16 protein-coding genes are annotated in these 16,426 nt (G+C 67.7%); 10 read left to right on the forward strand and 6 right to left on the reverse strand.

Annotated elements, in window-relative coordinates; all coding sequences use genetic code 11:
* The first annotated feature begins 41 nt into the window (after nt 1–41).
* From ACOYR4_RS02335 to ACOYR4_RS02350, 4 genes are all read left to right on the forward strand, one after another.
* Entirely contained in the window at nt 42–719 is a 678-nt protein-coding gene (locus ACOYR4_RS02335) for a nitroreductase family protein (RefSeq protein WP_422848497.1), read from the forward strand.
* A 46-nt stretch (nt 720–765) separates the two neighbouring features.
* Entirely contained in the window at nt 766–1,179 is a 414-nt protein-coding gene (locus tag ACOYR4_RS02340) for a ribonucleotide reductase subunit alpha (RefSeq protein WP_422848498.1), read from the forward strand.
* A gap of 20 nt (nt 1,180–1,199) precedes the next feature.
* On the forward strand, nt 1,200–1,784 hold the full coding sequence (locus ACOYR4_RS02345; protein ID WP_422848499.1) for a hemerythrin domain-containing protein: 585 nt from the start codon (nt 1,200–1,202) through the stop codon (nt 1,782–1,784).
* A 255-nt stretch (nt 1,785–2,039) separates the two neighbouring features.
* Nucleotides 2,040–3,122 (forward strand): AbrB family transcriptional regulator, encoded by a 1,083-nt coding sequence (locus tag ACOYR4_RS02350; RefSeq protein ID WP_422848500.1) that lies wholly within the window; start codon nt 2,040–2,042, stop codon nt 3,120–3,122.
* Between the two features lie 27 nt (nt 3,123–3,149).
* On the opposite strand, the gene ACOYR4_RS02355 is transcribed toward ACOYR4_RS02350, so the two are convergent.
* The 3 genes from ACOYR4_RS02355 to ACOYR4_RS02365 all read right to left on the reverse strand — a co-directional run bounded on the left by ACOYR4_RS02355 (nt 3,150) and on the right by ACOYR4_RS02365 (nt 5,618).
* Nucleotides 3,150–3,449 carry a BTH_I0359 family protein gene (locus ACOYR4_RS02355; RefSeq protein ID WP_060984226.1) on the reverse strand — a complete coding sequence of 100 codons (300 nt, stop codon included), beginning with the start codon at nt 3,447–3,449 and terminating at the stop codon, nt 3,150–3,152.
* 211 nt (nt 3,450–3,660) lie between these two features.
* Nucleotides 3,661–4,812, reverse strand: a complete 1,152-nt coding sequence (locus tag ACOYR4_RS02360) for a DUF3108 domain-containing protein (protein WP_422848501.1) — start codon at nt 4,810–4,812, stop codon at nt 3,661–3,663.
* 23 nt (nt 4,813–4,835) lie between these two features.
* Nucleotides 4,836–5,618: an IclR family transcriptional regulator gene (locus ACOYR4_RS02365; RefSeq protein WP_056059824.1), complete on the reverse strand. Its 783-nt coding sequence runs from the start codon at nt 5,616–5,618 to the stop codon at nt 4,836–4,838.
* Nucleotides 5,619–5,885: 267 nt separating this feature from the next.
* Between ACOYR4_RS02365 and ACOYR4_RS02370 the strand changes: the two genes are divergently transcribed.
* Together ACOYR4_RS02370 and ACOYR4_RS02375 are read left to right on the forward strand one after the other, a co-directional pair.
* Complete coding sequence (locus ACOYR4_RS02370) at nt 5,886–6,896, forward strand: fumarylacetoacetate hydrolase family protein (protein ID WP_015012293.1); 1,011 nt, start codon at nt 5,886–5,888, stop codon at nt 6,894–6,896.
* A gap of 96 nt (nt 6,897–6,992) precedes the next feature.
* Entirely contained in the window at nt 6,993–7,970 is a 978-nt protein-coding gene (locus ACOYR4_RS02375; protein WP_422848502.1) for a Bug family tripartite tricarboxylate transporter substrate binding protein, read from the forward strand.
* Nucleotides 7,971–8,091: 121 nt separating this feature from the next.
* Here ACOYR4_RS02375 and ACOYR4_RS02380 read toward each other — a convergent pair whose 3' ends face one another.
* A complete protein-coding gene (locus ACOYR4_RS02380; protein WP_422848503.1) occupies nt 8,092–8,505 on the reverse strand; it encodes a VOC family protein in 414 nt (137 codons plus the stop codon).
* Between the two features lie 128 nt (nt 8,506–8,633).
* Nucleotides 8,634–9,656 (reverse strand): zinc-binding alcohol dehydrogenase family protein, encoded by a 1,023-nt coding sequence (locus tag ACOYR4_RS02385; RefSeq protein ID WP_422848504.1) that lies wholly within the window; start codon nt 9,654–9,656, stop codon nt 8,634–8,636.
* 131 nt (nt 9,657–9,787) lie between these two features.
* Between ACOYR4_RS02385 and ACOYR4_RS02390 the strand changes: the two genes are divergently transcribed.
* The 4 genes from ACOYR4_RS02390 to ACOYR4_RS02405 all read left to right on the forward strand — a co-directional run bounded on the left by ACOYR4_RS02390 (nt 9,788) and on the right by ACOYR4_RS02405 (nt 14,140).
* Nucleotides 9,788–10,705 (forward strand): LysR family transcriptional regulator, encoded by a 918-nt coding sequence (locus ACOYR4_RS02390; RefSeq protein WP_422848505.1) that lies wholly within the window; start codon nt 9,788–9,790, stop codon nt 10,703–10,705.
* Nucleotides 10,706–10,904: 199 nt separating this feature from the next.
* Complete coding sequence (locus tag ACOYR4_RS02395) at nt 10,905–12,068, forward strand: iron-containing alcohol dehydrogenase (protein ID WP_422848506.1); 1,164 nt, start codon at nt 10,905–10,907, stop codon at nt 12,066–12,068.
* A gap of 172 nt (nt 12,069–12,240) precedes the next feature.
* Nucleotides 12,241–13,317: an alpha/beta hydrolase family protein gene (locus tag ACOYR4_RS02400; protein WP_422848507.1), complete on the forward strand. Its 1,077-nt coding sequence runs from the start codon at nt 12,241–12,243 to the stop codon at nt 13,315–13,317.
* Nucleotides 13,318–13,459: 142 nt separating this feature from the next.
* A complete protein-coding gene (locus tag ACOYR4_RS02405) occupies nt 13,460–14,140 on the forward strand; it encodes a type 1 glutamine amidotransferase domain-containing protein (protein ID WP_422848508.1) in 681 nt (226 codons plus the stop codon).
* Nucleotides 14,141–14,286: 146 nt separating this feature from the next.
* On the opposite strand, the gene ACOYR4_RS02410 is transcribed toward ACOYR4_RS02405, so the two are convergent.
* Nucleotides 14,287–16,407 carry a molybdopterin-containing oxidoreductase family protein gene (locus ACOYR4_RS02410; RefSeq protein ID WP_422848509.1) on the reverse strand — a complete coding sequence of 707 codons (2,121 nt, stop codon included), beginning with the start codon at nt 16,405–16,407 and terminating at the stop codon, nt 14,287–14,289.
* Nucleotides 16,408–16,426 lie beyond the last annotated feature (19 nt).

The raw sequence follows: 16,426 nt of genomic DNA on the forward strand, positions 1-16,426 counted from the left end.
TGGCCTTCTTGTTGACGCGGTAAGCATTCCGAGGATTCCCCATGTCTGTGATCCCCTGGCCGTTGAACCCTTCGTCCCGTGCGCAGCCTGCTGCGGCGCGGGCCAGTGCGCCGGACGATGTGGCCGGGCTGGCGGCAGCGCTGATCCAGTCGCGCCAGACCATCCTGCCCAAGCGCCTGGGCGGCCCTGGCCCCAGCGCGTCCGAGCTGGCGCAGATCCTCCAGGCCGCAGCCCATGCGCCAGACCATGGACAGCTGTTGCCCTGGCGCTTCATCCTCGTGCCGCAGACCGCACGTGCGCCATTGGCCGATGTGTTTGCGCAAGCCCTGCTGGAGCGCGACCCTGCTGCGACCGCCGAGCAGGCCGAGCAGGCGCGCGAAAAGGCCTACCGCTCTCCGGTGTTACTGCTGGCCGTGGTGGATGCGGAGCGAGGCGACGCCGAGATCGACCTGGCCGAGCGCACCGTCTCTGCGGGCTGCGCTGTGCAGAACATGCTGCTGATGGCGACAGCGCAGGGCTACGGCTCCGCACTGACCAGCGGCAAGGCGCTGAAGGCGCCCAGCTTGCGGGCCTTGTTCCAGCTGGCGGCCTCCGAGCAGGCCCTGTGCTTCATCAGCATTGGCACCGTGCTGTCGCGCAAGGCGGTGCGTTCACGCCCGGCGGCCGGTGCCTATGTGAGCACGCTGGACGCTGAGCGGGGCGTGGTGCCCGGTTTTTGAGGCGCGCTGGTGGGCCCCAACCTTTCATTGATTGCGAGACCTTTGCATGGATATTTCCAGTTTTGACGACCTGCTGCAGGCTGCACGCATGCAGCCCGAGCCACAGCGCCTGCTATTCGTCTTCGCGGCGGTGGAGCTCCCCGACGACGCCACCCCGGCGCAGCGTGCGCGCTACGAGGCCGGGCAGGGCGGTGCCCTGGTGCCGCTGATGTGCGTGGACAAGACGCCGCAGGAGCTGGCATCGTTTGACGCGCTGGTGGCCGAGGCCCGCCAGTTCACCGCCCCAGGCCACGACTGGGCCATCGTGTTTGCGGCGGCGATGTCCGGCACGCTGAACAAGCCGCCCACCAGTGCCGAAGCCGAGGCGCCCTTGCAGCGCATGGTGGATGCCATCAAGGGTGGTGCGCATGGGGCGTTCATTCCGTTCGACCGCCAGGGCCACCCTGTGCGGTTTGGCTGAATCGGGCCATGAAACGCGCCATGACACCGGCTTCCGTCCCGGCGCCCGCACCTGCATCTGCTGCAGCGCCACGGCATCTGCCCGGCTTCAGCGCGCCCGCCGTGGGCTTTGAGCAGCCCTTTGCCATGTTGGAGGCTTGCCACGAGCGCGTGCAGCGCACGCTGGGGTTGCTGGGCCGCTTGCGGGAGCATGTGCGGCAGCAGGGCGTGGACCACGACGCCCGCCAGGCCGCGCGCGATGTGCTCCGCTACTTCGATATCGCGGCGCCGCTGCACCACCAGGACGAAGAGCTGCATGTGTTCCCCCTGTTGTTGGCCCAGGCCACGCCCGAGGTCCAGGCGCTGGTCACCCGCCTTCAGCAGGACCACGTGGCCATGACCGCCGACTGGGCGGCGGCCCGCGCCGGGCTGCAAGCCTTGCTGCACGAAAACGCGACCGGCTTCACGCCCCTGGACGAGGCTGCGCTGGACCGTTTTGCCAGGCGGTATGGCGCCCACATCGCGGCCGAAGAAGGCGTGGCCTACCCCGCCGCTGCCGCTTTGCTGCCGCCTGCCGCCCTGGAGGTGATGGGGCGTGAGATGGCAGCGCGGCGGGGCGCTGCCTGATTGCTATCAAAAATATAGCTGCTTGGGCATATTCGACTAGCGCATCAGGCCGCTGGGGCTGAAATTTTGCTGTTTGCCACCCGTCAGGGCGCCTGAGCACCCGGTGCAAGCTGGCCGTTGCCCGGTGGCGATGCCAGCCGTTCCGTCTGGGCAGCGCCTGCACGGCGGCCAGGACGGTAGGTCGCGCGATACTGCGGGGTTGGGCGCGCCTCCCGCCGCGCCCGTCTGTCCGCCTGCCTGCCTGTCGTTCTCCGTATGCGCCCCCTTTTCATTGTTCGCACCGTGGCCACCCTGGCCCTGGCATGGGCCGCTGCTGCTGCCTGTGTGGCCCTGCACACCCCGCTGCCCTGGATGATCGGCCCGCTGTTGGCCACCTCCGTCGTGTCGATGGCCGGCGGCCCCACCGAAAGCTGGGGCCCGCTGCGCAACGCCGGGCAATGGACCATTGGTGCTGCCCTGGGCCTGTATTTCACGCCCCAGGTGGTGGCGCTCATCGGGGGGCTGTGGTGGGCCATCGTGCTGGGCATTGTGTGGGCGCTGTTCCTGGGCTGGCTGTTTGGCGCCTGGCTCTACCGTGTGCACGCGCCCCGCATGCACGGTGTTCCGGCACCGATGCTGCGCGCCACCAGCTACTTTGCCGGCGCGATTGGTGCGGCGTCCGAGATGACCTTGTTGTCCGAGCGCGAAAACGCGCGCACCGACCTGGTGGCCGCCAGCCACAGCCTGCGGCTGCTCATCGTCACGGTGACCATTCCGTTTGCGCTGCAGTTCAGCGGCCTGCACGGCCTCGATATCCTGCCGCCCACGCTGCGGGTGGTGAACTGGCCGGGGCTGGCGCTGATGGCGCTGCTGACCGGGGCCGGGGCGCTGCTGATGGACCGGCTGGGCCGCGCCAACCCGTGGTTCATGGGGGCGATGCTCGTGTCCATGGGCCTGACCATGGCCGGCCAGAGCCTGTCAGCCGTGCCCCAGGGCATGGTCAACGCCGCGCAGCTCGTGATCGGAGTGAGCCTGGGTGTGCGGTTTCGCGCGGAGTTCTTGCACACTGCGCCGCGTTGGCTGGCGTCGGTGGCGCTGGGCACTGTGGGGCTGATGGGCGTGTGCGCCCTGTTCGCCGGTGCCCTGGCCTGGGCCACGGGGCTGCCCTGGGTCACCTTGCTGCTGGGCACCTCGCCCGGCGGCATCACCGAGATGGCCATCACGGCCAAGGTGCTTCAACTGGGCGTACCGGTAGTTACGGCGTTCCAGGTGTGCCGGCTGATTGCGGTGCTGATGCTGGTGGACCCGCTGTACCGGCGAATCTATCCGCCCAGCGCGCCCGAAGGCGCGGTGGGCTGACCTAAGGCACGGGTCTCGGTCGTGGCGTCAGTGCACCACCACCGGGTGTTGTGCCAGGCCCGCGTAACGGTCCAGCGCGTCTTCCACTTCTTCTTGGGTCGGGGTTTCGCGCTGCCAGGCCAGAATCTGTTCCTGGAACATCTCGGCCCAGGAGCCGTCCAGGTACACCTCCTTGCCGGAGCGCTTGTCCACGATCTCGAAGCCGTGGCGTGCAAGCTGGGGAACGGCAGGGGCAGTGTCGTTGAGCACCTGGGTGCTCTTTTTCTCCACGGCGTCGGGCAGCATATGGACCACCACGAAGGATTCTGAGTCGTAGAGCATGTGCATCGTGTTCCCCTTGTCGATATAGATGTCAGATGACAGCGGGTGCGCAGAGTTCAAGGGCTTTGAACAGGTTCTTAGGTAAGCCACGGCTTTTGTCCCCTGCTGCGTTGCAGTATTTCATGAAAAACGGAGCACGCCGGGTTCGTGGGGCTTTTTTGCCCGGATGGCGCTTGGGCGCAACACTCCGTGCAGCGCAAGCGATCGCAGGCAATGCTCAGGGCGGGCCGCTGGCACGCAGCAGCAGGTCGGCGAAATCGCCGTTGGCCTGGGTGAGCTTGATGCGCACGGGCAGGTAGCCCAGCCCCGGGGCCACCCAGAGTTCGGCCTTCTGGTCGTAGTCCTTGCGGGGCAGGCGCAGCAGCTTGAGGGCGGGCGTGGGCCCGGCGGGCAGGTCCAGGGTTTCGGGGCCTTCCACGGTGAAGGTCCAGCGGTCGGCACTGCGGGCGCTCACCGTGGTCAGCGTGATCTGGGTGCCGGGCACAAATCGGCCCGGGTCTGCGGCCAGCATCGCGCCCAACTGGATGAACAGGCTCAGCCGGTCCTGCACGCCGGGGCCTGCCGCCGCGTCGGGCGTGTTGGCGCTGAAGGTGACGCGGCCCTTGGCGTAGTCAAAATGCGCGGCCTGCTCGCTGCGGGATTTGTCGGAGAACTTCTCGGGCAGCAGTCCTTGCTCCGTGACCGTGCCGACGCTGCGCTGCGTGCGGGTGCCGACCAGAAAGGCGCTGATCTCCTGGCGCGCCTCGTAGCGGTTGCCGTCGTGCTGCCACAGCAGCTCGGCCCGGGCACTGTAGGCGAATTTTTTGGCCTGGCCGTTCACATCAAACGCGAGCCGCGTGGGGGCGGGCATGCGTACGGGCGGCGGTGGGGCGCCGGCACTGCGACCGGTGCCTCCGGGCGGGCGGATGTCCACGCCCGTGCCGGTTTGGGCGTCTTCGGTGGCGGGCTCTGCAGGGGCGGCTGGAGCCGAGGCTGCAGGTGCGGGCGCCGGAGCGGTGTCGTTGGCAGGCGCCTCAGGGGTTGCGCTGGCCACGGTGGTTGCGGCACCAGTGTCTGAAGGCGCCTCGGCCTCCGCGACGGGAGCCGCTGTCGGTGCGGGTTCGGGACGGTCCAGGGCCGCAGGGGCTGGGGGGCGCTTGGGGGCGGGCGCCTTTTTGCGGGGCGGAGGTTGCGGTGCGGCAACCGGCACGGCAGTCACGCCGGGAGGTGCAACGGTTGGTGGGGGCGGCGCGGGGGCGATGCTGCGTGTGCTGAACACTTGGCGGGACGGCTGCGCGGGGCTGTCCCAGGCCAGGGGCACGCCGCTGAGCACCAGCCAGTGCAGGGCCAGCACCAGGGCTGTGATGAAAACCAGCGCGCGCCGTGGCATCTTGTCCGTGTGTGGCGGGGCCGTCAGGCGCTGCCTGCGCCCAGGTCGCTGGACAGCTGGGCCGCCGCCGCGCGCAGCGGTGCATCAATGGCGCCGCCCCACTCGGGGTCGAAGGTGGCGATGGATCCCAGCGTGGTGATGCCCAGCTCCAGGTGACCGTCGGCATCGAACACCGGCGCGCAGAAGGCGACGATGCCCGGCAGCAGCGTGTCCACCACGCGGGCGGCGCCGCGCTCGCGCACCTCGGCCAGCAGTGCGTTCACTTCGGCCATGGTCGCAGGCAGGTCGGTGCGGCGCATCTTCACGGCGCGGGCCAGCTCCTCTTTGAGCAGCGGCGCCACCACCTCGGGCGACATGAAGGCCGCAAAACACCGGCCCGTGGCCGACGACAGCAGCGGCATCACGTCGCCCAGGCGCAGGTTGGCGGTGACGGCCTGGGGCGATTCCTCCCAATGCACGATGGTGGGGCCGTGGTTGCCCCACACGGCCAGCGCCAGCGTGTGGCCGATGGTTTCCATGAGCGCGGGCATGCGTTCGCGGGCCAGGCGCACGCCATCGAGCCGCGTCAGCGAGGCCAGCCCCAGCTTGAGAGCGGCCGGGCCCAGGTCATAGCGCGCGGTGCGCGGGTCTTGCGTGACCAGGCCCAGACGCTGAAAGCTCACCAGATACCGGTGCGCCTTGGCCGCGCTCATGCCCGCCGAGGCGGCCACGTCCTTGAGCATTAGCGGTCCGCGCGAGCGTGTCAGCCCCTCCAGCAGGGCAAAACCCACCTCGACCGATTGAATTCCTGCACGTTCTTTGTCCATGTGCACTAAAATTTGCGAGTTTTGTTTAGTTAAATCAATTTACCCAAGCGTAATTATCGCTAGGGGTGGCCTGCATAACCCTCGCGGGTTGGTGGTAGTGTGGATCGGGATGGGCCGCAAGGCGTCTTTTTGCAGCCAATAGCCCGGCTATTTGCAAGAAAAGCAACGCAGCGGACCGCCCGAGCCTCGCTATCACCGACCGCAGGGAGTTACGCAGGCCACCCATAGGGTGCCCATCAACCCTTCTGAGACAAAGGTCCTGCCACCATGAAACTCGCTACCTACAAAGACGGCTCGCGCGACGGCCAACTGGTTGTCGTCTCCCGCGACCTGGGCACGGCCCATTATGCGACCGGCATTGCCAGCAAGATGCAGCAGGTGCTGGACGACTGGGGCTTCCTGTCGCCCCAACTGCAGGACCTGTACGACCAGCTCAACAGCGGCCGCGCACGCCACGCCTTCCCCTTCGACCCGGCCCAGTGCATGGCCCCGCTGCCCCGCGCCTACCAGTGGGCTGACGGGTCTGCGTACATCAACCACGTCGAACTGGTGCGAAAAGCGCGCAACTCCGAAGTGCCCGAAAGCTTCTATACCGACCCGCTGATGTACCAGGGCGGCAGCGACGACTTCATCGGCCCCTGCGACGACGTGGTAGTGCCCAGCGAGGCGATGGGCATCGATTTCGAGGCCGAGATTGCCGTCATCACCGGCGACGTGAAGATGGGCACCAATGCCGACCAGGCGCTGGACGGCATCCGCCTGGTGATGATTGCCAACGACGTGAGCCTGCGCAACCTGATCCCGGCCGAGTTGGCGAAGGGCTTTGGTTTCTTCCAGAGCAAGCCCGCCACCGCCTTCGGCCCTGTGGCTGTGACGCTGGACGAACTGGGCGACGCCTGGGACCACGGCCGCGTGAACCTGACGGTGCAGTCCACCTGGAACGGCCGCAAGGTCGGCATGTGCGATGCGGGCCCCGAAATGACCTTCCACTTCGGTCAGCTGATTGCCCACATCGCCAAGACACGCAACGTGCGCGCCGGCTCCATCGTGGGCAGCGGCACCGTCAGCAACAAGGGCGTGGAGCAGAACGGCCGCATGGAATGGCCCAAGGGCTACAGCTGCATCGCCGAAAAACGCTGCATCGAAACCATCCAGGACGGCAAGCCCAGCACCGAGTTCATGAAGTTCGGCGACACCATTCGCATCGAGGTGAAGGGCAAGGACGGCGCCAGCATCTTCGGTGCCATCGACCAGACGATTGCCGCACCGGCCGCCTGAGGCCCTGCCGCGCAAAATTTGAATAAAACCGGCTGCATGCGCTAGTTGAATATGCGCTAGTAGCTATCAAATTCATAGTATCAAGGAGACAACCCCATGCAACGCCGTACCCTCTTGTCCGCCCTGGCCGCCGCAGGCGCCACCACCGCCGCGCCCTGGGCCGCCGCCCAATCCGCCTGGCCCGACCAGCCTCTGCGCTGGGTGGTGCCGTACCCCGCCGGTGGCGGCACCGACGTGCTGGCCCGCACCGTGGCCGAGGCCATGCGCCAGACGCTGGGTCAGCAGATCGTGGTGGACAACCGCCCCGGCGCGTCCACCAACATCGGCGGCCAGATGGTGGCCACCGCCAAGCCCGACGGCAACACCTTCATGTCGGCCGACAACGCCATCCTGGCCTACAACGAACACCTGTTCACCAAGCTGCCGTTCAACCCCGAAAAGGACTTCACCTACGTGGGCGGCATCAGCCGCTTTCCGCTGGCGCTGGTGGTGCACCCGGCATTCGAAGTCAAGACGGTGAAAGAGTTTCTGGCCTACGCGCGCGCCAACCCCGGCAAGCTCAACTACGCCTCGCCCGGTAATGGTTCGCCACACCATCTGGCGATGGAGATGTTCAAGAACCGCACCAAGACCTTCCTCACCCACATCCCCTACCGCGGCGCCGCGCCTGCGCTGCAGGATGTGATGGGCGGCCAGGTGCCCTGCATGTTCCTCGACTTGGCCGCTGGCCTGCCCGTGATCACCTCGGGCAAGGTGCGCGCGCTGGCCATCGGCTCGGCCAAACGCGTGGCCGCGTTGCCCGACGTGCCCACGCTGGCCGAAGCCGGTGTGCCGAACACCGAGGTGTTCGCGTTCCAGGGCATCCTGGCGCCCGCCGGTCTGCCCGCTGCCATCACCACGCGTTTGAACACCGACCTGAACAAGGCGCTGCTCAACCCCGCCGTGGTCAAGCGCATGGCCGACTTTGGCATGGAAGCCCTGCCCGGCACGCCCGAGCAGTTCCGCGCCATGGCACGCGCCGAGTCCAAGCGCTGGGGCGAGATCATCAAGGCGGCGGGCGTGAAACTCGACTGACCCCCCCTGAGCGGCTGCGCCGCTTCCCCCCAGGGGGACGCACCCGGCGGCCTGGCAAAGCCAGTTCCAAGGGTGCACTCGCCTGGCGACGCGCCCTCTGCGGAGGGTGCAGCGGTGTTTCTTACTCTGGCAGGTGGCACACCGCTTCGATGTTGTTGCCCTCGGGGTCGATGACAAACGCGCCGTAGTAGTGCGCGTGGTAGTCGGGCCGCAGGCCGGGGGCTCCGTTGTCTTTGCCCCCGGCTTCCATGGCGGCGCGGTAGAAGGCATCGACCTGGGCCCGCGTGGTGGTCCGCCACGCCAGGTGGCAGCCCGTGGTGGCGGGCGGGCCGCCGTAGGGCGAGGGGCCGTCAATGAACCACACATCCGCCTTCTTACCGTCGGGCTCGGACGGCGCCGGGTAGGCAAAGCCCAGCATGTTCGAGCCGTAGTTGCCCTCAAAACACAGGCTGTAGCCCAAAGGCGCAAGGGCGGCGGTGTAGAACGCCTTGGTCCGGGCGATGTCGGTGACGCGGAAGGTCATGTGGTCCAGCATGGGAGGTCTCCTCGGGTTGTGAGCCCAGTTTTATACCTTAATAACTGTTTATAAATACAGTATTTTTCAACCCGATACACAACCCATCGCGCTGATCATGCGGCGCACCCTGCGGGGCCCGCAATGCTTCAGGCCCACCCCTCCAGCACCAGCTTGCCCCGCGCCTTGCCGCTCTCGATGAGCGCATGTGCGCGCTTCAGGTTCTCGGCATTGATGGTGCCAAAGCGCTGGTCCAGCGTGGTGCGGATCAGCCCGGCGTCCACCAGTTTTGCCACCTCGGTCAGCAGGCGGTGCTGGCCGATCATGTCGGCGGTGCCGAACAGCGCACGCGTGAACATCAGCTCCCAGTGCACCGACACCGACTTGCGTTTGAATTTCGTCACGTCGAGCGACACCGGGTCGTCGATCAGTGCGAACTGGCCCTGGGGCGCGATGGCCTCCACGATCTGGTCGAAGTGCGCTTCGGTCTGCGTGAGGCTCACGACGATGTCCACCGTGGGGTGACCGATGCGCGCCAGCTCCTCGGTCAGTGGCTTGCTGTGGTCGATGACGTGGTGAGCGCCCAGGTCGCGCACCCATTGCTGCGTTTCGGGGCGCGATGCGGTGCCGATGATCGTGAGGCTGGTCAGCCGCGCTGCCAGCTGCGTGAGGATGGAGCCCACACCGCCGCTCGCGCCGATGATGAGCAGGGTCTTGTGGGTGGGCCGCTTGCCGGGGGCCACGCCCAGGCGGTCAAACAGCAGCTCCCATGCGGTGATGGTGGTCAGCGGCAACGCGGCGGCCTCGGCAAAGTCCAGCGACTTCGGCGCGTGGCCCACGATGCGCTCGTCCACCAAGTGCAGTTCGCTGTTGGTGCCGGGGCGGGCGATGGAGCCTGCGTACCAGACGCGGTCGCCGGGCTGGAACAGCGTCACCTCGAGCCCCACGGCGCGCACGATGCCGCTCGCGTCCCAGCCCAGCACCTTGTAGTCGGGGTCGTCGCCGGTGCGCGAACTGCTTTTTCGCACCTTGGTGTCTACGGGGTTCACTGAGACGGCATGCACTTCCACCAACAGATCGTGGCCCGTGGCCACCGGGTCGGGCAGGGTGATGTCGAGCAGCGACTCGGGGTGGTCGATGGGGTGAGCGGTTTGGTAGCCAACGGCTTTCATGGGGAGGTCCTGGAGGTGAACAAAGGGTGCCCCGATGATGGGTTTTGCGAAATTGTTTTTAAATGGGGTGCTGATTGAATCCATCTTCAATCGTTGTTTGTAAATAAACCCCTCCGCACCCAAGGCACGCCATGAAAAGCCTGCAAGACCTCGACATCTTTGTGCGCACCGTGGACAGCGGCAGCCTCTCTGCCACGGCGCGTGCGCTGGACCTCACACCCGCCGCTGCGAGCGCCGCGCTCAAGCGGCTGGAGGCCGAGCTGGGCGTGGCGCTGTTCGTGCGATCCACGCGCAGCCTGCGGCTTACGCAGGAGGGCGCGCTGTTCCTGGAGCATTGCCGCCCCGCGCTGGCGGCGCTGCAGCAGGTGCAAGGCCAGCTGGCGGGCGGGCGCGCCGGTGGCTTGCGCGGCACGCTGCAGCTGGCCGCGCCGTCGGACCTGGGGCGCAATGTGCTGCTGCCCTGGCTCGATGCCTTCCAGGCCGAGCACCCGGGCATCGACATCCGCCTGCAGCTGGCCGACCGCGTGGCCAACGTCTACAGCGAGCCGGTGGACGCCGCCTTCCGCTACGGCAAGCCGCAGGATTCGAGCCTGGTCGCACTGCCGCTGGCCGCCGACCACCGGCGTGTGCTCTGCGCGGCGCCCGCCTACCTGGCAGCGCACGGCATGCCCGACACGCCCCACGCACTGGCCGCACACGAGGGCCTGTGCTTCATGCTGGGCGAGGACGTGCACGACCGCTGGCGCTTCTGGGATGCCGCAGGCCAGGAGGTGGTGGTGCGCGTGCGCAGCCGTAACGTGGCCAACGATGGCGATGTCGTGCGCCGCTGGGCCGTGCTGGGCCGGGGCATTGCGTACAAGTCGTACTTTGATGTGGCTGATGATCTGGCCGCCGGGCGGCTGGTGGCGCTGTGCCCTGGCTGGACCACCGAGGCCGTGCCGCTCTTTCTGGTTGCCCCCAGCCGCCGCCAGTTCACGCCGCTGGTGCGGGCGCTGCGCGACTTCGTGGCCGGGCGCCTGAAGGCGCTCATGGATCGGGCGCCACGCTGAGCGCTAGCAGCAACCGCATGCGCTGCGCCGACCTGCCGCACGAGGCTCTGCCAGCAGCAGGGCTATCGCACACGCGACCGGCGCCGCCCACCCGTGCGCCGCACAATCGCGCCCTTGCTGCCGCCACCGAGCGCGGCGCACCCTCTGCGCAGCCAAGTGCCCGGTGCTGCGGCAACGCCATTGACGGAGAAAGACACCCATGCTGAATTTCGACTTCCACAACCCCACCCACATCGCCTTCGGCCAGGGGCGGATTGCCGACCTGGCCAAGCTGGTGCCCGCTGCCGCCAAGGTGCTGATCCTGGTGGGTGGCGCCAGCGCCGAAAAGACCGGCACGCTGGCCGAGGTGCGCGCCGCGCTGGGTGATCGCCAGCACGCCACCTTCAGCGGCATCGAGCCGAACCCCAGCTACGAAACCTCCATGAAGGCCGTGGCGCAGATCCGCGAAGGCGGTTTTGACTTTTTGCTGGCCGTGGGCGGCGGCTCGGTGATCGACGCCACCAAGTTCATCGCCGCCGCCGTCCGCTTTGAGGGCGCCGACCCCTGGGCCATCCTTGAAAAGCACGGCCGCAACATCCAGGGCGCCATGCCGTTTGGCTCGGTGCTCACGCTGCCCGCCACGGGCTCGGAGATGAACAACGGCGGCGTCATCACCCACCGCGGCAAGGGCGCCAAGCTGTCGTTTGGCAGCGTGCACACCTACCCGGTGTTCTCGGTGCTCGACCCCACCAAGACCTACACCCTGCCGCCCCAGCAACTGGCTAACGGCGTGGTGGATGCGTTTGTGCACACGGTGGAGCAGTACCTCACCTACCCGGTCAACGCGCCCGTGCAGGACCGCTTTGCCGAAGGCATCCTGCAGACGCTGATCGAGGTGGGCCCGCGCCTGCTGACAGCGCAAGAGCCCGTGTATGACGACCGTGCCAACCTCATGTGGGCCGCCACCATGGCGCTCAACGGCCTGATTGGCGCGGGCGTGCCGCAGGACTGGGCCACGCACATGATCGGCCACGAGCTGACGGCCCTGCACGGCATCGACCACGCGCGCACCCTGGCCATCGTGCTGCCCGCGCTGCTGAACGAGCGCCGGGTGGCCAAGCGCGCCAAGCTGCTGCAGTACGGCGAGCGCGTGTGGGGCATCACCACCGGTACCGACGACGAGCGCATCACCGCCGCCATCGAGCGCACGCGCGATTTCTTTGAAAGCATGGGCATCGCCACGCGCCTGTCGGGCTACGGCCTGGGCGGCGACACGGTGACCGCCGTGGTGGCGCAGCTCGAAGCGCATGGCATGGTGACCCTGGGCGAACAGCGCGAGATCACACCCGCCGTGAGCCGCCGCATCCTCGAAGCCGCTCTGTAATCGGCTGCGGGCTGTCGGGGCGAGGGGCGGGGCGCACATGCGCTCGCCCCTTCCACAGCGCATTTCGCGCCACACAGCCGCGTTTCGTCGCAGGGCGCTGGAGCCCGCCGGTGGCGCCACCTAAAGTGCCGTCAAGCCGCCCCTCAGGGTGGCATTTGACGAAAGGCGCACCGTGACCCTCATCCTCCTCCTGGCACTCCGCTCTGCATGGCGCAACGCCCGTGCCCCGCTGTTGGCGGCTTTCATGACGCTGCTGGCCTGGGCCACGCCGGCATCGGCCCAGTACGCCGGGCTGCGCACCCTGGTGGTCCCGGGCGCCGAGCCGGTGACCGTGGCCCTGTTCTACCCCACGCCTGCCGTGGCGCGCACCCAGCCCATGGGCCCATGGCGGCCCGTGGTTACGCCGGGGGCGCCGGTGGCAACCACGCCCCTCAAGGGCCTGATCCTCATCTCGCACGGCACCGGCGGCCATGAGCTGGGCCACCACAACCTGGCCACGCGCCTAGCGGCCGACGGCTATCTGGTGGCGGCGCTGCGCCACCCGGGCGACAACTGGGAAGACCGGTCGATGATCACCTCCGGCCGGTACTTCAGCGAACGCCCCCGCCAGGCGAGCCGCGTGTTGGATGCCCTGCTGGCCAGCCCTGAATGGGGCCCCCGTATACCGGCCGGGCGCATTGGCGCCGTGGGCCACTCGGCGGGTGGCTACACCGTGCTGGCACTGGCCGGTGCCCAGGCCGAGCCCGCCCGTGCGGCGCAGCACTGCCGCAGCGTGTCGGACGACCCCGGCTTTTGCAGCCTGGGCAAGCTCCCGAGCCGTGCCCAGTCTGTTCAGGCCGCACCGGCTGCTGCAGCGTCCGCGCAGGTCCCCGCCGCCGCGCAGGATGGTCCGCTGGTCTCCGTGGCAGACCCCCGCATCCGTGCCGTGGTGGCCATGGCACCCATGGCCGTGGTGTTCACGCCGGGCAGCCTGAAGGCCATCAGCGTGCCCGTGCGGCTCATGGTGGCCGAGCGCGATGCCGTGCTCACCGGCAAGTACCACGGCGGCTACGTGGCGGCGAATTTGCCTGCTGCACAGGCCAGCACGGTGCCGGGCGCAGGCCACTTTGCCTTCATGGCCCAGTCCGTCTGGCCGCTGGCGTCCGAGGCGGGAGACGCTGCAGCCAACCCCGAGGGCTTTGACCGCGTGGCCTACCACGCCACGCTGGAGAACGAGGTGGCGGAGTTTCTGGACCGGCAGCTGCGTTGAAGGGCGAAGGCGTAGCATGCACGGCCGCGCCGTGCTGTAAGCCAATACCGCAAACCTGCCCGTATCGCGGGACAAGATGCCCGATGGCTGCTACGGTGGTGGTTTGGTTTTTCTGATCCACCCCCTACAGAAAGCGACCTCCATGGCACACATCCTCATGGTTCTCACGTCCCACGACCAACTGGGCGATACCGGCAAAAAGACGGGCTTCTGGCTGGAAGAGTTTGCGGCCCCGTACTACGTGTTCAAGGACGCCGGCGCGCAGATCACGCTCGCATCGCCCCACGGCGGCCAGCCGCCGCTGGACCCCAAGAGCAACGACGAAAACGCCCAGACCGACGCCACGCGCCGCTTCAAGGCCGATGCCGAAGCGCAAAAGCAACTGGCCAGCACCGTGCCTTTGTCCAGCGTGAAGGCCGGGGACTTTGATGCCGTGTTCTATCCCGGCGGCCACGGCCCGCTGTGGGACCTGGCGGAAGATGCGCAGTCCATCGCCCTCATCGAAAAGACCTTTGCCGCAGGCAAGCCGCTGGCGCTGGTGTGCCACGCACCGGGCGTGCTGCGCCACACCAAGGCGCCCGACGGCTCGCCGCTGGTCAAGGGCAAGAAGGTCACGGGGTTTACCAACAGCGAAGAGGACGCGGTGCAGTTGACCCAGATCGTGCCCTTCCTGGTGGAAGACATCCTCAAGGCCAATGGCGGCGTGTATTCCAAAGGGCCCGACTGGGCGCCCTATGTGCTGACCGACGGCACGCTGATCACGGGGCAGAACCCGGCATCCTCCGAGCAGGGCGCACACGCGTTGCTGAAGCTGTTGGGGTAAGGGGCCGAGAAGGAACCCTGCACCTCCGCAGATCCTGCTCAGAACGGGTGTTTGCGCAGGATAAGGGTCAAAATGGCTGCAAGCGCTAGTGGATATTGCGCAAGTAGCTATTGAATGGATAGCAAACCGAGCATCTCAAGCCACCCTCAGGCCGTGGTGCTGGCGCGGGCCCCGGCATCCATGCCGGCAGCGGCGGCGCCTGCGGCCTCCACCTCCACCAGGCAGTCATAAAACGTGGGCGCCCGCCCCAGGTCGGTGAGGGCCTGGCTGGTCACCTCGTTCACGTTGGTGCCGTTCAGCCCCAGCTTGCGCCACCAGATGCCCAGGCCGTTGACCACGCCAGGCCGCGCGCGGCGCGACACGGTGGCGTGGCACAGGTAGCTGCCCCGGTCGTTGAACACGCGCACCACCGTGTCGTTGGCAATGCCACGTGCTTCGGCGTCGTCGGGGTGGATTTCCAGGATGGGCCGACCCTCAATATTGCGCAAGCTTGTCACGTTGACGAAGGTGGAGTTCAAAAAGTTGCGCGCGGGCGGCGAGATCATCGCCAGCGGGTAGCGGGTGTTGGTGCCCTGCAGCTCGTAGTTGGGCAGGTGGTCGGGCAGGCCGTCCAGGCCCTGCGCGGCCAGGCGGGTGCTGTAGAACTCGCACTTTCCAGAGGGTGATGGGAAGTTGCCTTCGGCGAACGGCGCGTCGGGCAGCGCCAGCGTGGCAAAGCCTTGGCTTTCGAGCAGTGCGTAGTCCACGGCGTCGCCAAAGGCCTGGCGGCACAGGGTCTCGTCGCTGTCGGCAAAACAGGGCTCGGCAAAGCCCATGCGCGTCGCCAGGTCGCGGAAGATCTGCGCATTGCTGCGCGCCTGGCCCTGCGGTGCAATGGCGGGGCGGTTGAGCAGCACGTCGGTGTGGCCGTAGCTCAGGTGGATGTCCCAATGCTCCAGCTGCGTGGTGGCGGGCAGGATGTAGTCTGCGTAGTCGGCCGTGTCGGTTTTGAAATGCTCCAGCACCACGGTGAACAAATCCTCGCGCGCAAAGCCCTGCACCACCTTGCTGGAGTCCGGCGCCACGGCCACGGGGTTGCTGTTGTAGACCACGATGGCCTCGACCTTCGGGCCGAACGTGGGCGAGGCCTCGCGCAGCAGGTCGTCGCCAATGGTGGACATGTTGATGGTGCGCGGCGTCTTGGCGGGCATCAGGTCGGGCCGCTGCAGCACGGCGCGCTGCGCCGGGAACTGTCCCGAGCTGGACAGCAGCACGCCGCCCGCGCGGTGGCGCCAGGCGCCTGTGAGCGCAGGCAGGCAGGCCACGGCGCGCACCGCATTGCCGCCGCCGCGCACGCGCTGCATGCCGTAGTTCAGGCGGATGGCGGCGGGCTTCGTCGTGCCGTAGTCCTTGGCCAGCTGGCGGATCTGCTCCACCGGAATGCCGCAGACCTCGGCCGCGCGCTCGGGCGGCCATTGCAGAGCGCGTTCGCGCAGCTGGTCCCAGCCCAGCGTGTGGCGGGCGATGTAGTCGTGGTCCAGCCAGTCGTTCTGGATCAGCTCGTGCATCAGCGCCAGGGCCAGCGCGGCGTCGGTGCCGGGGCGTAGCTGAATGTGCTCGTGGCATTTGTCAGCCGTCTCGCTCTTGCGCGGGTCGATGCACACCAGCTTGGCGCCACTGCGCTTGGCCTGCTGCGCATAGCGCCAGAAGTGCAGGTTGCTGCCGATGGAGTTGCTGCCCCAGATCAGGATGAGCTGCGATTCGGCAAAAAACTCCACCTTCATGCCCACCTTGCCGCCGAGGGTCTGCGTCAGTGCCTCGGCACCGGCGGATGCGCAGATGGTGCGGTCGAGCTGCGAGGCGCCCAGCTTGTGGAAGAAGCGCCGGTCCATGCTCTCGCCCTGCACCATGCCCATGGTGCCCGCGTAGCTGTAGGGCAGGACAGCCTCGGGCGCGCGCGCAGCGATGGATTGCAGGCGCTGGGCAATGTCAGCCAGGGCTTCGTCCCAGGTCACGGGGGCAAACTGGCCGCTGCCTTTGGGGCCGATGCGCTTGAGCGGCGTGAGCACGCGCTCAGGGTGGTAGCTGCGCTCGGTGTACTTGCTCACCTTGGCGCACAGCGCGCCGTCGGTGTGGCGGTGGTCGGGGTTGCCCTGCACGCGGGTGGCCACGCCATGTTCGTCCACGGTGGTGAGCAGGGCGCAGGTGTCGGGGCAGTCGTGAGGGCAGGCGCCGCGCACCTGAATCAGTGCCGATGGAGGGGATTTAGCGTCAGAAGGCGTGGGCATTCGGGGGCTGGATCGTTAA

Origin of the sequence: Acidovorax sp. M14 (assembly GCF_049331375.1) — a bacterium.
In the GTDB taxonomy this organism is placed as follows: Bacteria; Pseudomonadota; Gammaproteobacteria; order Burkholderiales; family Burkholderiaceae_C; genus Acidovorax.

Bases quoted from the DNA above. Each gene is read 5' to 3' on its own strand.
- ACOYR4_RS02335 (WP_422848497.1), top strand. From the start codon at position 42: ATGTCTGTGATCCCCTGGCCGTTGAACCCTTCGTCCCGTGCGCAGCCT.
- ACOYR4_RS02340 (WP_422848498.1), top strand. From the start codon at position 766: ATGGATATTTCCAGTTTTGACGACCTGCTGCAGGCTGCACGCATGCAG.
- ACOYR4_RS02345 (WP_422848499.1), top strand. From the start codon at position 1,200: ATGACACCGGCTTCCGTCCCGGCGCCCGCACCTGCATCTGCTGCAGCG.
- ACOYR4_RS02350 (WP_422848500.1), top strand. From the start codon at position 2,040: ATGCGCCCCCTTTTCATTGTTCGCACCGTGGCCACCCTGGCCCTGGCA.
- ACOYR4_RS02355 (WP_060984226.1), bottom strand. From the start codon at position 3,449: ATGCACATGCTCTACGACTCAGAATCCTTCGTGGTGGTCCATATGCTG.
- ACOYR4_RS02360 (WP_422848501.1), bottom strand. From the start codon at position 4,812: ATGCCACGGCGCGCGCTGGTTTTCATCACAGCCCTGGTGCTGGCCCTG.
- ACOYR4_RS02365 (WP_056059824.1), bottom strand. From the start codon at position 5,618: ATGGACAAAGAACGTGCAGGAATTCAATCGGTCGAGGTGGGTTTTGCC.
- ACOYR4_RS02370 (WP_015012293.1), top strand. From the start codon at position 5,886: ATGAAACTCGCTACCTACAAAGACGGCTCGCGCGACGGCCAACTGGTT.
- ACOYR4_RS02375 (WP_422848502.1), top strand. From the start codon at position 6,993: ATGCAACGCCGTACCCTCTTGTCCGCCCTGGCCGCCGCAGGCGCCACC.
- ACOYR4_RS02380 (WP_422848503.1), bottom strand. From the start codon at position 8,505: ATGCTGGACCACATGACCTTCCGCGTCACCGACATCGCCCGGACCAAG.
- ACOYR4_RS02385 (WP_422848504.1), bottom strand. From the start codon at position 9,656: ATGAAAGCCGTTGGCTACCAAACCGCTCACCCCATCGACCACCCCGAG.
- ACOYR4_RS02390 (WP_422848505.1), top strand. From the start codon at position 9,788: ATGAAAAGCCTGCAAGACCTCGACATCTTTGTGCGCACCGTGGACAGC.
- ACOYR4_RS02395 (WP_422848506.1), top strand. From the start codon at position 10,905: ATGCTGAATTTCGACTTCCACAACCCCACCCACATCGCCTTCGGCCAG.
- ACOYR4_RS02405 (WP_422848508.1), top strand. From the start codon at position 13,460: ATGGCACACATCCTCATGGTTCTCACGTCCCACGACCAACTGGGCGAT.
- ACOYR4_RS02410 (WP_422848509.1), bottom strand. From the start codon at position 16,407: ATGCCCACGCCTTCTGACGCTAAATCCCCTCCATCGGCACTGATTCAG.